Consider the following 14981-nt stretch of genomic DNA (forward strand, 5'->3'; position numbering starts at 1 on the left):
TTGGAGGCGCATGCCCACGCAAAGCCGTGGGCATGGCACCCGGCGCACTGCGATCAAGAAACATGGGCGCAAGCCGCACAGGTATCTGGCCGCAGGGTTCTAAAACGAGGCAACGATTCGAGTTAGCTGGCTGGTGTTGTATGGATGGCAGATGCAGGGCCAGTCCAAGACGTGCCCCCTGTCCCAGAGGGTGCTTGCAAGGGATAGATGCCGTTCGCATGTAGGTTTTTTTCTTGACGCAATCCGCGCAAAATGCTAATTTATGCTTGGTGACGCGATCGATCCGTCAACATCAGGGCGACGGAATCACGACGGGAGCGGCACTGCTTCCTGGTCCTGGGGCGTACACTCATTCCTGTCTTTATGCGCGCCTGGGGGCCGGTCTCGAAGCGCATCATGTCCAAAATCAGAAGGAGGAAATGCGATGTTGCCAGTAGGGAGAGTAGCCTTCGCAGGGCTTGTGACGGTCCTGGCGGTCGCGATGATGGCCGACGCCACGGAGGTAAGCCTGTACAGCATTGACGGCAGGCAAACCGGCAACGCGAACAGGACGGGGTCGCGACGTCTTCAAGAGTTCAACCCGAGCCTGAGCATGCCGAACTCCATCGGCGGGCCCGGCCAGGAGTACTTTGACCGAGTCGGCATGCGGTTTGGTCTTGATGCCGGCGAGAGGATATGGGGTGAGTTGGATCTGTACTTCTGGTTGAACGACGTCTATCAGACGTACGGCCAGGATCCTGCCTGCCGCAAGCAGATCGACGTCACGAACACCTCGGACCAGTATGCGGACGTCTGGCTCGAACTGGACCTGAACGTACTGTCGGACCCGCCGTTCCCGGTGCCTCCGCACCCGTGGCCTGACCCGCTGGGACCGGTGCCGGCCAAGGGTCGATACCTGCTGCGTTTCGACTGCAGAGGAATGAGCGGCGGGAATTCGCGATACGACATCTACTGGTCGACGAATGGCGATGACGGCGATGAAAACCAGGCATGGCAGTGGGACTCGGGGGCAAGTGCGCCGTGGGCGTATCCGGGTGGTGCCTGGGATGTTCGCGTCAATGCGATGCCCGAACCGGCTGCGGCGCTGCTGCTGGTTCTGGGCGGCGTGGTGGGATTGCGGCGACGCCGATGATCGTCTGGTGAGAGCCTATCCCAAAACCCTGAAAGCCGACCGGGCGGAAGCCGGTCCCAGACAGGTCTTGGGATAGTCTCCAAGGCGGACCGCCTTTTTGCGGGCCGCGAGCCAAGCGTACGGCGATCCAGAAACATGCGCGCAAACCGCACAGATATCCGGTCAGAAAGTTCTAAACCCTTATGCGTTGGGCAGATACAGTTTCGTGGCGTCGAGGACAGGCATGGGATACGCTCAACGTTTACGGAGACAGCGACTCGTGGGGGAGGGTTCAGGCTGAGTTGGGCGGTCCATAGGGTGGGATGGACAGGTGAGAAGGGTGAGACGGGGAGGAATCGCCTCGAAGCGTGTTTGCCCACCTCCGGTATTTCTGGTAGACTGCTAGGTCTGCAAATGAGGCCGATCCGGGTACTTGGGCCGGCGGCAGGGAGCACGCGGCCCGCCACCCCGATCGGTCATTGTTATCCATTGGGAGCTGAGGTTCTATGGTACGACTTCGGTTGAAGAGGACTGGTCGGCGGCATCGCCCGACTTATCGCCTGGCGGCGGTGGACAGCCGGTCGCCACGGGATGGGATGGTCATTGAGGAGTTGGGGGTGTACGAGCCGGCCAACCAGAACCCGGATCTGCGCTGCAAGCTGAAGCAGGAGCGCGTGGAGTACTGGCTGAAGGTCGGCGCCCGGCCCAGTGACACGGCGCGTGATCTGCTCAAACGGCTCGGCTACCAGGTGAGCGTCCGGAAGTGAGGCGATCCGGTGCGCATCGACGTGCTGACGCTGTTTCCCGGCGTGATGGAGCCGTTCTTCGCCTCCAGCATCATCGCACGGGCCAGAGCGGCGGGCATCGTCTCGATCTGGTGCACGAACCCCCGAGATTTCACGACGGATCGACATCGCAGTGTTGATGATCGGCCGTTTGGGGGCGGTCCGGGAATGGTGATGATGTGCGGTCCGCTTTTTGACGCGGTGGAGAAACTGGAGAAAGACGATCCGACCCCGGCCGTTCGGATTCTGCTCACGCCGCAGGGCGAACGATTCGATCAGGCGATTGCGCGCGAGCTGGCACGTGAGAAACGGCTGATTCTGATCTGCGGCCATTACGAGGGATTTGACGAGCGGATCCGGATCGGGCTGAAGCCGAGGGAGATTTCGATCGGCGATTACGTATTGTCGGGCGGGGAAGTTGCGGCGATGGCGGTGGTGGACACGGTGGTCCGGCTTCTGCCGGGCGCCTTGGGAGACGAGGCGTCGGCGGAACATGAATCGTTTTCGGGCAGGGTGCTGGAATACCCGCAGTATACTCGCCCGCGTGAGTTTCGAGGAATGCAGGTTCCGGAGGTGTTGCTGTCCGGCGATCATGCGAAGATTGCCGAATGGCGTGCTGAGCAGGCGGCCAAGCGAACGGCCGAGCGAAGACCCGACCTGCTGGCGCCGGCGAATTCAAAAGAGGACGACGGCCGCGGATAGGCCGACGAGGAGCGACATCATGATCAACGCGCTGATTGAGAAAGTTGAGAGCGCAGCCAAGAAGAAGCAATTGCCGAAGTTCTCGATTGGAGATACGGTTTCGGTGCAGGTTCGGATCGTTGAGGGCGGCAAGGAACGGATCCAGCCGTTTATCGGGGTGGTCATCGGCCGTCGGGGGCGGGGGATGGGCGAGAGCTTCACGGTCCGCCGCATCGTGAACAACGAAGGCGTCGAGCGGATCTTTCCGCTGCATTCGCCGAAGGTGGCGGGCGTCGAGATCATCCGCTCCGGCCACATTCGCCGAGCGAAGCTGTATTATCTGCGGGATCGCGTGGGGAAGGCCCGCCGTCTGCGGGATCGCAAGCGTGACGCCCGGCAGGCCGTGGATGCGGCCGTTCAGCAGTGACGGGAGCGGCGTGGCGATTGGCTTCCCGGCGGGCGTGAAGGCAGCGTTTCGCGGGGGCACATCTTTTCGGCACCGCGAGCATCGCAATCGGCGGGGCGTCTGATGGACGATCGGGCGAGACTGGGTCGGGCCGGGGAGAAGGAATCGGAGCGGTACCTGCGCCGGCAAGGCCACAAGATCGTCTGCCGCAACTATCGATGCCCGGCCGGTGAAATCGACCTGATCAGCCTCGACGGCAAGACCATCGTTTTCACGGAGGTCAAGACCCGGTCGGATTCCGAACGAGCCAACCCGGAAGACGCCGTCAATCCGGCAAAGCGTCATCGTCTGGTTGCCAGTGCCAAGTGTTTCATCCAGCAGACCCGTTCGCAGGGGCGGGCCTACCGATTCGACATCCTGGCCCTGACCGCGAACGCCAAGGGCGGGCTGGATATCGAACACTTCAAGGGCGCCTTCTCGTGTAAATGCTAAACTAATGCATTATGAACTTTTTGACACCCATTGCCACCTAACCATCGATGACCTGTACCCCCGCCGCGAGCAGGTCGTTGCGGATGCCGCGGCCGCGGGGGTCACGCGGATGATCACCGTGGCCTGTGTCCCGGACGAATGGGAAACGGCGTCGGCGATGCGAAGCGATTTTCCGGGCGTCTGGGTCGCCGCTTCGGTTCATCCTCACGAGGCAGGCAAGGTCGGTGCTGACGATCTCGATCGCCTGGCAGGCGTGTGGCGACGGCCGGGCGTGGTCGCAGCGGGCGAGATGGGGCTGGACTACCACTATGATTTCAGCCCGCGTCAGGTGCAGCAGTTGGTTTTTGAAAGGCAACTCGAACTGGCCTGGGACACCGGCCTGCCGCTGGTCATTCACTGCAGGGAAGCACACGACGACGTCGTGCGGCTGCTCGAAAAGCACGGTTACCGGGGCAAGCCCGTTGTGTTTCACTGTTTCGGCGGCGGACCGGAGGAAGCAGCGGACCTGCGGTCGCGCGGCTGGCGGGTGTCGTTCAGCGGAATCCTGACATTCAAGAAGGCCCGGCAGGCCCAGGCGGCCTGTGCCGAAACACCGATCGACCAGATTCTTTTTGAAACCGATGCCCCCTATCTTTCGCCCGAGCCGGTGCGCAACAGACGGCCCAATGAGCCGGCCTACGTTGCCTACACTGTTCGCTTTGCCGCGCAACTTCGCGGCGAGACATTTGAGACTCTCGCTGCCGCCAGTACCGGGAATGCCGTGAAGCTCTTCGCGCCGGCTGAGCACGGGGATCATAAGCCGTAGGTGGCGGCCGCCGTGGAGCAGCCGCATGTAGAGGACAGGGCGTTCAGGGTATCTGAGACCTGATCGGTCGTCGGTCCGGCGGCCCCTCGTTGATGTTGTCTGCGAACATGAATGGCGCGAATGTCCTGTTGTGCAGTGTTTCAGAGCAGGTAGGACCCATGGCTGTATGGGTGCGGCGACGGTTTGATGCCGGGGGGGTTGCGGGATGGGCGTCGAGGCACCAAGGCGCGGTCGTGGTCGGAGTACGGCACTGTCGGCGTGGAGATCGATCTTGGGAGAACAATCGGATGGGCCGGCCGGGCATGGGTTGAGACGGATGATTAAAGCATGGATGAAACTTGGGTTTGTTTGGCGCAGGCGGTTTTGTCGAGGGGCAAGGGGCATGGTGGCGGAGACGACGGTTGGTTGCAAGATCTTTTTTGGCATGAGTTTGGATATCGTTGACAAAAAGACTGCCGGGGTTATTGGGATCATCGGTTGCCTCCTGGGCGCGCCGTGAGATCAATTCAATTGAAGGCCGTCGTATAGTGTGGTCGGCGCGCGGGATCTCCGCCGCGTTGGTTGCGGGGCATAACACGCAGGGTGTTCCGGCGAGGCGGGCGGGAACGGAGCGGGAAGCAGGGCGCATGGCAAAGGTGGAGCGTCTCTTGGCGGCCGCAACCCAAGCGCACAATGTCCCGGCAGAAGCATGCATGTGAAATGCGCACCAGTTGTGACGGTGGAATAGACTGCGTGTGCCAGGGTTATGCCTTGCTGAGCGGGTTTATGTTGCGGCTTCAAATCCGCGCGATCTGCGGCAGGACGTCGAAATGGCGATCACGGCTGAACAACACCAGGTCATGCTGGATGACCAGGGCGGCTATCCAAAGATCGTTGGTCGGTATGGGCGTTCCGGCGACACGGAGTTGCGTGAACACCTCCGCATAGACATGGGTGGTCTGCTCATCGGGCAAGAGCACCGTCACACGATCAGACTGCAGGAAACGAGAGAGGACGGCTTCGTTGGCCTTGGCTCGCTGGCCGGCGCGGAAGCCGGCCCGCAACTCGGCCAGGACAACAAACGGCAGGTAGATCTGGCCCGCTCGACGTACGCACGCAACCGCCTCATCGATGCCTCGGGCAAAGTCCACATACCGATTGACGTCGATGGCGATTCTCAGCGCCATGTTTCCGGATCTACCGTATCTTGTTGCCTGATTGCTTCGTCGAAAGCCGGATCGTCCTGCCAAGTGCCTGCGAGGCAATCGAGATCATCTGCAAGCTGGTTTTCCTCGGGAAGACCGACTCCTCGCTTCAGGGCCTCGCGGGCAACCTGGTTGAGGCTTTTGCCTTCTTGCCTGGCCCTCTCACGGAGGGCGCGATCCAGCGCCGGCGGGATATCTCGCAGTGTGTACTGGCGGTTCTTGCGTTTCATGCCTACATTATGCGCATACGCGTGTATGCAGTCAAGCAGGCATCATTGAGGCGGCGGCCGTTCCGCTTTTTATCGGGCGTTGGGCACAACCACATCTGGCTGAGCCGTTGAGGTTGCGGTCTCGGCGGGATCAGCGCAATTGCTTGTGGGAGTTGCGCTTATGTTCGGCCAACTTGCCAAAATGTCGCAGGCCTCGTCCTGCAGCTTGGTGAACGGCTTGACGTCCGAGTCGTCGTCGCTTCGTTCGGGGATCTCGTTGTAGACGAACGAGAATGCCAGCCATTTGCCGGCGTTGGTTTTGATGTAGCCGCTGGTTGAGGACACGCCGCCGATGTAGCCGGTCTTGCCCAGGACGCGGCCTTTGAGGTCGGTCATGCGGTCCTTGAGCGAGCCGTCCACGCCGCAGATGGTGAGGCTGGCCATGTAGTCTTCACGATCCGGTCGTGCGTACATCACTGCCAGAAGGTCGGTCAGCATCCGGGTGGTGAGGCGGTTCTGCGGGCTGAGGCCTGAGCCGTCGATTGGTACAAGTCGGCGGTCGTCGATGCCGTTCTTTCTCAGGAAGGCGCGGAGAGCCCGCCCGCCGTTTTCCCAGGAGCCGGGCACGCGCCGCCCATGCTTGGCCTCGTATGCCTGGCCGGTCATTTTGCACAAGCACTCGGCGAAGAGGTTTTGGCTGTTCTTATTGATCCGAGACAGGATGTCGGACATTTTCGTTTCGTGGACGGCGATGATCTTGTCGCAAGGCGGGGGGATCGCGCCGCCCAATGGTTTGTCGGCCTTTCGGATGCGGCCGTCGACGGTGATGCCCCTGGCCGCCAGTTGCGTACGCAGGGCGTCTGCGAAGAACGCTCCGGGATCATCGACCGGCTTGCTCTTGAGTTCGGTCATTTCCGAGCAGGTGCCGCCGATCTTGTAGATGTTGCCCTCCTTGAGCTTGGCGATGGTCGGAGCGTTTTTGTCAGCGGTCATGCACTCGTTGATGACTTTGACGCACTGGGCCGGCGGCATGACTTCATATCGGGGCGGCTTGCCGGGCTGAGTGGGGTAAATGGTGATATCCACGCTGTTATCGTTGAAGTTCAGGCCGGCGGTCGGAGCGGCATACCAGTGAAGCAGCCAATGCTTGGGCCAAGTCGGGTGGACCTTGGGAGACTCCTCGAACGCGGAGTCGTCATATACGATGTCGCCTTTGATCCTGCGGATCCCGCGCTGCTCAATCGCCGTGACCCAGTCTTGGAGCATGGAAACGGGTGTGCGGCCGGCGGCCTTGGCCAATCGCGGGTCGCCGCAAGCGGGGTCGCCCGTGCCGATCAGCCAGAGGTCGTCGCCGTCCATCGCCAGGTATGTCTTGACCTTGTAGTCGGCCCCGAACATGTCCAGCCCGGCGGCGCTGGTCAGCAGCTTGAAGTTGCTCGCGGGCGTGCAGGGCTTATCGATCCGGCGGGCGTAGATCTCGCACCGACTGGGCAGTTCGAGCACCCGGGCATGGATGACCACACCCTTGTCCGCATATCGATCGAGTACCGGATCGAGCCGAGCGGCCAGTTTCGGATCATGGGCGATCCGGGGGCTGGAGCAGCCAGTCAGGATCAACAAGAGGCCGGCCAGCCCAAACCGGTATGGATGGCATGTTCTCATTTCTGTCCTCTCTCGGTATTTACTTGAAGATCATGCTACAGATCCAGATTGCCATCAGAACTCCGGCGGCGTCGGCCAGCAGGCCGGCGATCATCGCGTGGCGGATCTTGCGGATTCCGACGGAGCCGAAGTATACCGCGATGACGTAGAAAGTCGTGTCCGTGCTGCCAAAGACCGTTGAGGCGAGTTGCGACTCGAAGGAATCCGGCTTGGCCTGAATGACCTCGGCGGCCAGTCCGAGCGAGCCGGAGCCGGACAGCGGCCGCATCAGGGCCACGGGCAGCACCTCGGGCGGCATGCCGATCTTTAGGGTGAGCGGAGCAAGACACTCGGACAGAAACTCGAGGCCGCCGGAGACACGGAACGTGCCGATGGCCACGAAGATAGCCACGAGGTAGGGCAGGATCCGGATGAAGACGTCGAAGCCTTCCTTCCCGCCGGTGACGAAGGACTCATAGACTTTTGCCCGCTTGATCATCGCGTAACCGATGATGAGCAGAAAGATCACCGGGATGGTGAACATCGAGATCTGGTTGAGAATGAGCTTGAAGGTCATCATGACGGTTGCTCCTTTCCGCTCTTGGCGACCGCCGCATCGGTCTGTGGCTCAATCCCCTCGCGTTGGGCCTCGGCCAGGGCCGCGTTGAGCGAGAACATGGGGAGCCGCCCGAGCAGCCGGGCTCCCAGGATGGCCACGATCGTCGATGTGGCCCCGGCGATCATGCAGGTGCCGATGATCTCGAATGGGTCGCTGCACCCGGCGGACTTGCGCAGGGCCAAGAGCGTGGTCGGCAGGAGGGCGAAGCCGGCCGTGTTGTAGGCCAGGAGCATGACCTGCGAGTCGCTGGCCACGCCCTTGTGCGGGTTGAGTTCCTGGAGTTGCTCCATTGCCTTGAGGCCGAACGGCGTGGCGGCGTTGCCCAGGCCGAGGATGGTGGTGGTCATGTTCATCAGGATGGCCCCGTTGGCCGGGTGGTCGCGGGGCACCTGCGGGAACAGGAGCCGGATGATCGGGTGAAAGACGTGTGCGACAAGCTGCACGATGCCTGCATCCTCGCCGACCTTCATCAAGCCGAGGAATAGCACCATCGCCGCGACCAACCCCAGGCAGATCTCGAAACCTCTCTGGGCATAGTCGAAGGCGGCATCGGTCATGGACTGAAGCGTCACCAGCGAGCCGCGCCCGACGGACCTGTCGTTGACCACCACCTCATACTTGCCGGAATCGTCGCTGTCCCACTTGAGCAGATGGCCGCCCTGGACCTGTCTGGCCGAGATAAGCCACGGCCGGCCCTGGTCCTTAGCCTTCGCGTCGGCAGGCAGGTCAAGACCTTCGGGTCCAAGCCAGAGTCGGAAATCGAACGATGCCGCGCGGTCACCGGAATCCTTGATACGCACGGTCAGCATGTTGAGCCCGTGTCGGACCGCATCGGCCGGGATAACCGTGGTTGTCGGCAGGTAGTGCTGCGCCACACACAACCCGAATGCCGCCAGGATCATCAGGCCCCAGACAGTGTTGATGTTCAGCAGGTAACGAATGATGCCGCCCAGTATCCTCATGAGTATGGGCCTCCTGAAAGCGAACGCGTTCGGCAGCGGCCGGCCCGGCCGTCGGGTATAGAGAGTATCAGACTTGTCCGTTTTTGCCGAGCGGCAGTGGCGGCCTGTTCCAGGGGTGCCACGATCGGCTTGCCTGCGGGGTACCGCTGGTGGCTTGTCTGTCGGTGCGGAGCCAACCTATCGTGGACAGCACCAGTTACAGGGCAACCGCTCTGAGGCCGGCTTGTGTGGCACCTTGTTTCGGCCGGACGAGGTGCACTGAACAGGCCAGGCACGGGTCGAAGGAGTGGATCACGCGCAGGGCTTCGATCGGCCGTGAGGTATCGGCGATGGGGGTGCCGATGAGGGCTTGCTCGATCGGGCCGGGCTGATTGGCGTCATCGCGAGGTGAGGCGTTCCAGGCCGTTGGGGTAATGACCTGGTAGCGGGCGATCTTGCGGTCTTCGATGCGGATCCAGTGACCCAGTGCTCCCCGCGGGGCCTCGGTCAGGCCGACGCCGCCGGCAGAGGCGGGCACGGGCTTCTGGACACAGGCAGTCTCGCCCGGAATCAACTGACTGAGCCACACATCCATCGCGTCGGCGACCTGCTTGGTCTCAAGTGTCCGGGCGATCAGCCGATCCATCACCGAGATGCCGCGACGATAGCGGCCGCTGATCCACATCCGGGCGAGCGGGCCGAGTTCGTGGACGATATTCTGGTAGCGAGGCGACTTGATCCACGAATAGGCACCCGGCTTGTCTGCGTCCGGCGCCGTGTTGCCCGAGGCCGGATTGAGAGTGCCGCAATCAGGCGTGTACCACGAGTGTTTGACTGATTCTGTGATGTCCGATTCGGCGAACGAGTGTAACTCTCCATTGGTGTAGCGGCCGCTGGGCAGCAGTCTGGCAGAACCACTGTTATCCAGATCGAAACCGCCGCAGGCGAGCAGATTTCCGCAGCCGGTACCAATCTGGAAGTAAGCGGGGAACAGAGTGCCCAATGTCCGGGCGTCCGGCACGAGCGCGCTTTCGACGAACACACGGACTTCGGCGAGCAGAGAGCGAAACGCGCTGATCTTGTCGTTGGTGACCACGTCGGTCGCTCCGCCGACCACGAAGCTGGCCGCACAGGGCATTCGTCCGCCGAAGATGGCGCCCATCTGATGAGCTTTGCGGCGCATCGCCAGCGCGGTGATGTAGTGTTCGACCAAGGTCCGCGCGGTTGCACCGTCGATCATGTCAGCAGCGGTGTAACCTGGGCTCCACGGCGGCTTGTCCAGGATGCCGGTTGTGTTGATGTAGTCCAGGGCTGCCAGGTGATAGAAGTGCAGGATGTGCGAGTGCAGGAAGTCGGTGCCCAGGACGAGGTTGCGCAAGATACGGCCGTTGTGCGGCGGCTTGATGCCGCAGGCGTCTTCCAGGGCCATCGCCGAGGCCATGCCGTGCCCGATCGGACAGACACCGCAGATGCGCTGCGTGTAGGGCGTTGCGTCGCGCGGGTCGCGGCCGATCAGCAGGGTCTCGAACCCGCGGAACATCGTCCCGCTGCTGCGGGCGTCGACCACCTGCTGGACGCCATTGACCGTGTCGACGGTCAGCTCGACTGCCATGTGACCTTCGATCCGGGTGATGGGGTCTATCTTGACCGTCGTCGGCATAGGTCCGCCCTTCGTCAGCCTGCTCTTCATTCACCGGAGTCGAAGAAAGAACTCATGCCCGGAAACCCCGGATTGACGCATCCGAGACAGGGGCCGCCTGAGCCGATACACCAGTTCACACCAAAGCGCCCCGGCCGGCCGGTGTTCCACTTACGCAGGTAGCAGTCGGCATAGGTCGACTCGCCCCGGCAACCGAGATTGATCAGGCAGCCGTCGCTGCCCAGTGAGCCGGCCATGCACTCGTCGCCGTTCTTGCAGCGCCTCTCGCAGTAATCGTGGATTCGATTCTCGAAGTACACCATCGGCCGGCGGTTGGCATCCAACGGCGGGGCCTGGTTGTGTTTGAGCAGATGGGCGATGGTGCCCACGATCCAGTCGGGGTGCGACGGGCAGCCGGGGATGTTGATAATCCGAGCGTCGTCACCCAGGATACCGCGGACGCTCTTGGCCTCCGTCGGGTTGGTGTTGGCTGAGACCAGACCGCCGAACGCAGCGCAGCTTCCGACGGCAAGGATGAACCGAGCCCCGGGTGCGAAGTCGACCAGGGCCTGCTGCATGGTCTTGCCTTCCCATACGGTGCAGAACCTGCCCGCCGCACCCGTCGGGATGGCCCCTTCAATCACGAGAATGTAGCCGCCCAGACCGCGTCGCTTCTCGGCAGCCGACACCGTCAGTTCGCCCGCCGCCGCCGACAGGGTGGGGTGGTACTCCAGATCGATCACGTTCTGCAGCAGGTCGTCGGCGGTCGTGTAATAAATGCTGTTGAGCAGCGAGGTGGAGCAACCGCTGCAACCCTGGCCTTGCAGCCAGATGACCGGCGGATGCGACTTGCCGGCCAGCACCTGCTGAAGCTGAGCCACGGCCCTGCCGGCAAGCCCTGGGGCGGCCAGCACCGCGGCAGAGGCCTTCAACAAGTCGCGCCGGCTGATACTCATTTGATGTCCTCCCAGTCTCTACATGTAGCTGAACGCCGGCTGGGACACAAGCATTTCATGTTCGAGGCGATGCTCAATTCATGCAGCTCGCGGATGGCGAGGGGTGTGGAGCCGGCGAGGTGTCAGTCAGGCAGGACATCCGTCCCGATGGTGTGACACGGCCGGCAAGAAACCTTGCCTGGCATGCGCTTGCGGTGCTACTTGCCTTCCAGCCAGTTGTCGCCCCAGTTGATGTCCACCTTGATCGGCACCTTGAGCGGCAGGGCGGTGCACATCTCGGTGCGGATGAACTCGGCCTCCGCCTCGACGGCCGAGCGCGGCACGTCGAACACGAGTTCGTCGTGGACCTGGATGAGCATCCTAGAGGGGCGTTGTTCGGAACGGATTCGCTGATGGATGCCGATCATCGCCCGTTTGATCAGGTCGGCGGCCGAACCCTGGATGACGGTGTTGACGGCCACGCGCTCGCCGAGAGAGCGCATGCCCTTGTTTCGCGAGTTGATCTCGGGCACCTGTCGCCGCCGGCCGAGGATTGTCTCGACATAGCCGCGTTTTCGGGTCTCGGCGACCGTCTTGTCGATGAACATGCGGATGCCGGGATATCGCATGAAGTACATGTTGATGAACGACTGAGCCTCGGTGACGCTCATGCCGGTGGTTCGCGAAAGCCCGTAAGCTCCCTGGCCGTAGATGATGCCGAAGTTGACCGCCTTGGCCCGGCTTCGCTGTTGCCTGGTGACCTGGTCGAGTGGCACGCCGAAAACCTGGGCGGCGACAAACTGGTGAATGTCGCGGTCCTCGATGAACGCAGTCCGGAGGGCCTGGTCGCCGCAGAAGTGAGCGAGGACCCGAAGCTCGATCTGCGAATAATCGGCGGTAAGCAGCACGTGGTCGGCGTCGCTGGGCACGAATGCCTTGCGGATCTGCCGTCCGATCTCCGTGCGAATGGGGATGTTCTGCAGATTGGGATCGCTCGATGAGAGACGTCCGGTCACGGCCGCCGTCTGGTTGAAGCTGGCATGGATGCGGCCGGTGCGGCTGCTGACCATCTCAGGCAGCGTATCGACGTAGGTGTTTTTGAGTTTGCCCAGCTCGCGATACTCTCTGATGAGCTGGGCAACGGGATGTTGCCAGGCAAGCGCTTCGAGCGTTTCCGCGTCGGTGCTGCGACCGGTCTTGGTGTTTCGCACCACTGGCAGCTTCAGCTCGTCGAACAGCACGGTTGCCAGTTGCCTGGGCGAGTCGACATTGAACGGGTGGCCGACCTGTTCGAATATCTGTCGTTTCAGCTCTTCCAGCCGGTTCGACAGGTCGCGACTCATCTGCTCGAGGATGGACGTATCAAGCCGGATTCCTTCGGCCTCCATATCGGCCAGTACCGTCACCAGCGGCATCTCGGTGTCGCGGAACAACGGCTCAGAGGGGCTGCCTGCAAGCTGCTTGCTCAAGACCTCATAAAGCTGCCAGGTGACGTCGGCATCCTCGGCCGAGTACTCGCAGGCAGTCGCCGTGTCCACCTGGTCAAAGCGGATCTGTTTGCTGCCTTTGCCGATCAGGTCGCTGATGGGAATCGGGTCGAAGCCGAGCAGCTCGCGGGCCAGGGCGTCCATGCCGTGCGAACGCCGCGTCGAGTCGAGCACGAAACTGGCGATCATGGTGTCGAACGCAACGCCGGCGACCTCGACGCCGTGGTGCTTGAGGACCACGAGGTCGTATTTGATGTTCTGGCCGATTTTCCTCACGTTCGGGTCCGCCAAGATCGGCCGGAGGGCCTCGAGCGTGGGCTCGACGGGCAGACATCGCCCGACGCCTCGGAGAGGCAGGTAGTAGCCGGTGTTGGCCTGCCATGAAAAACTGAGACCCGCGAGTTGGGCATCAACCGGGCTGAGGCTCGTCGTCTCGGTGTCGACGGCGAAGACGGGCTGTTCTCGCAATCGAGTAAGGAAATCGCGGAACTGGTTCTGGTCATCGATCAAGCGGTAGTCGCGGCCGCTCGGTCGTTCCTGGGGCAGGCTTGGCTTGAGCTGCGGAGGGGGTGGGATCGTTCCGGAGTCTTCGTCGCCGAACAGGCTCAGTTGTGCTTGTGCTGCTGAGTCGGGCCGGGTGGCGGCACGGGGGGCAGGGGATTGGGGTGTCTGGGGCGGACCCGCCTCGGCGGCCATCAGGTCGGTGAGACGGCGGAAGCCCAGCTCGGCGAAAACCTGCTTCAAAACGGCGGGCTTGATGCCCTGGAACCGGCAACTCTCCAGATCAAGATTCAGAGGGACATCGCGTCTGAGGGTCACCAATTGCCGGGTGGTGTCAAGGCGGTCGGCAAACTCGAGGACGTTCTTCTTCATTGCCGGAGTGAGTTCATCGGCGTGCTCGATGACCGCCTTCGCGGTGCCGTATTTGGCGATGAGGGCAGCGGCCTTCTTGGGACCGATCCCGCGAACTCCCCGGATATTGTCCGTGCTGTCACCAACCAGAGTCTGAACCTCGACGGCCTGCTCCGGCCGGTAGCCCTTCTGGGTCTCGATCTCCCGCGGTCCAAGGAACTCATTCTTCATCGGATCGTAGAGGCGAATGCGCTCGTTCACGATCTGATCCAAGTCCTTGTCACGACTCACAATAATGACTTCCAGATCCTCCCCTGAAAGCCGATGGGCGAGCGTGGCCAACAGATCGTCGGCCTCGAACCCAGGGACGCTGAGCACCGGAATTCCCTGGGATCGCACGATTTGCAGGATGCGTTCAATCTGCGGGGCCAGATCCTCGGGCGGAGGTTCCCGGTTGGCCTTGTACTGGGGGTCGAGTTCCTTGCGGAACACGTCCTTCTCGTCTCCGCCTTCCATGACCATTGCGAGGTAGTCGGGCTTCTGCTCCCGGAGGAGTTGGAGCAGCATGTTCGAGAACACGTACGTGGCCTTGGTTGGCTCTCCGGCCGGGCTGCTCAGATTCTGGAAAGGGGCATAGTAGCAGCGAAATATCTGCGAGAGACCGTCTATCAGGAAGAACCGCTTGGCCATGTGCTGCTCATTTCGTGCAAGGAACGATCTAGCCGCACTGTAGGACGGCTGCGTCGGGGGTGTCAAGCCGACTTCTGTGATTTCCGCATGTTTGATCGGGCTGCGGGGCCGGACACCTCTTTGCCGCCCCTTGAGGTCGGCCGTTCAGCGTTATCGCGTTTTGCCGGCCTTAAGAGCCGGGTGCAGGACGTGATGCGGTCGGCTCGGGGCAGCCGGTGGGGCAATCGCATCTCAATCCCCTGGCATAGGACCCGGGTCAGGCGATCCTCCCGCAAGCCGCTCCATCCGGGGATCCTCCAACTCATCAAAAAAGCGCAGCAGGCCACGCGCAGCTCCAACGTCCATGTTGCAGCTCCTGAAAAAGGAAAAACCTCTAGAAAGCGCAAGGCCTCATAACCACTATGCCCGAAGTTATCCGCAATTCAGCCAGAGCGCAATCCTTACAGATGCCCAAGGCGGACCGCCTTTTTGCGGGTTGCAGGCCAAGCGCGCTTAAACCCGCAA

Annotated in this window: 14 protein-coding genes; 6 read left to right on the forward strand and 8 right to left on the reverse strand. The window is 62.1% G+C overall.

Annotated elements, in window-relative coordinates; all coding sequences use genetic code 11:
• Positions 1-424 precede the first annotated feature (424 nt).
• The 6 genes from PLL20_18755 (at position 425) to PLL20_18780 (ending at position 4280) form a co-directional block, all read left to right on the forward strand.
• A complete protein-coding gene (locus tag PLL20_18755; GenBank protein ID HPD32036.1) occupies positions 425-1132 on the forward strand; it encodes a hypothetical protein in 708 nt (235 codons plus the stop codon).
• Positions 1133-1617: 485 nt separating this feature from the next.
• Positions 1618-1878, forward strand: coding sequence for a 30S ribosomal protein S16 (gene rpsP, locus PLL20_18760; protein ID HPD32037.1), 261 nt, complete (start codon positions 1618-1620; stop codon positions 1876-1878).
• 9 nt (positions 1879-1887) lie between these two features.
• A complete protein-coding gene (gene trmD / locus PLL20_18765) occupies positions 1888-2598 on the forward strand; it encodes a tRNA (guanosine(37)-N1)-methyltransferase TrmD (protein ID HPD32038.1) in 711 nt (236 codons plus the stop codon).
• Positions 2599-2617: 19 nt separating this feature from the next.
• Positions 2618-3004 (forward strand): 50S ribosomal protein L19, encoded by a 387-nt coding sequence (rplS, locus tag PLL20_18770; protein ID HPD32039.1) that lies wholly within the window; start codon positions 2618-2620, stop codon positions 3002-3004.
• A 102-nt stretch (positions 3005-3106) separates the two neighbouring features.
• Positions 3107-3475, forward strand: a complete 369-nt coding sequence (locus tag PLL20_18775) for a YraN family protein (protein HPD32040.1) — start codon at positions 3107-3109, stop codon at positions 3473-3475.
• Positions 3476-3479: 4 nt separating this feature from the next.
• Positions 3480-4280 (forward strand): TatD family hydrolase, encoded by an 801-nt coding sequence (locus PLL20_18780; protein HPD32041.1) that lies wholly within the window; start codon positions 3480-3482, stop codon positions 4278-4280.
• 776 nt (positions 4281-5056) lie between these two features.
• Here the strand turns inward: PLL20_18780 and PLL20_18785 are convergent.
• The 8 genes from PLL20_18785 to polA form a co-directional block, all read right to left on the reverse strand.
• The gene (locus tag PLL20_18785; GenBank protein HPD32042.1) at positions 5057-5446 is read right to left on the reverse strand and encodes a type II toxin-antitoxin system VapC family toxin; all 390 of its coding nucleotides are present in this window, start codon (positions 5444-5446) and stop codon (positions 5057-5059) included.
• The gene (locus tag PLL20_18790; protein HPD32043.1) at positions 5437-5694 is read right to left on the reverse strand and encodes a hypothetical protein; all 258 of its coding nucleotides are present in this window, start codon (positions 5692-5694) and stop codon (positions 5437-5439) included. Before PLL20_18790 ends, PLL20_18785 begins: the two co-directional genes overlap by 10 nt.
• A 69-nt stretch (positions 5695-5763) precedes the next feature.
• Complete coding sequence (gene dacB / locus PLL20_18795; protein HPD32044.1) at positions 5764-7335, reverse strand: D-alanyl-D-alanine carboxypeptidase/D-alanyl-D-alanine-endopeptidase; 1572 nt, start codon at positions 7333-7335, stop codon at positions 5764-5766.
• Between the two features lie 19 nt (positions 7336-7354).
• Positions 7355-7894: a nucleoside recognition domain-containing protein gene (locus PLL20_18800; protein ID HPD32045.1), complete on the reverse strand. Its 540-nt coding sequence runs from the start codon at positions 7892-7894 to the stop codon at positions 7355-7357.
• On the reverse strand, positions 7891-8895 hold the full coding sequence (locus PLL20_18805; protein ID HPD32046.1) for a nucleoside recognition domain-containing protein: 1005 nt from the start codon (positions 8893-8895) through the stop codon (positions 7891-7893). Before PLL20_18805 ends, PLL20_18800 begins: the two co-directional genes overlap by 4 nt.
• Positions 8896-9091: 196 nt before the next feature.
• A complete protein-coding gene (locus PLL20_18810; GenBank protein ID HPD32047.1) occupies positions 9092-10564 on the reverse strand; it encodes a nickel-dependent hydrogenase large subunit in 1473 nt (490 codons plus the stop codon).
• The gene (locus tag PLL20_18815; protein HPD32048.1) at positions 10561-11469 is read right to left on the reverse strand and encodes a hydrogenase small subunit; all 909 of its coding nucleotides are present in this window, start codon (positions 11467-11469) and stop codon (positions 10561-10563) included. The genes PLL20_18810 and PLL20_18815 overlap by 4 nt, the downstream gene beginning before the upstream one ends.
• A gap of 197 nt (positions 11470-11666) precedes the next feature.
• The gene (gene polA, locus PLL20_18820; protein HPD32049.1) at positions 11667-14477 is read right to left on the reverse strand and encodes a DNA polymerase I; all 2811 of its coding nucleotides are present in this window, start codon (positions 14475-14477) and stop codon (positions 11667-11669) included.
• Between the last annotated feature and the right edge of the window lie 504 nt (positions 14478-14981).

The sequence above is a fragment of the Phycisphaerae bacterium genome (assembly GCA_035384605.1).
In the GTDB taxonomy this organism is placed as follows: Bacteria; Planctomycetota; Phycisphaerae; order UBA1845; family PWPN01; genus JAUCQB01.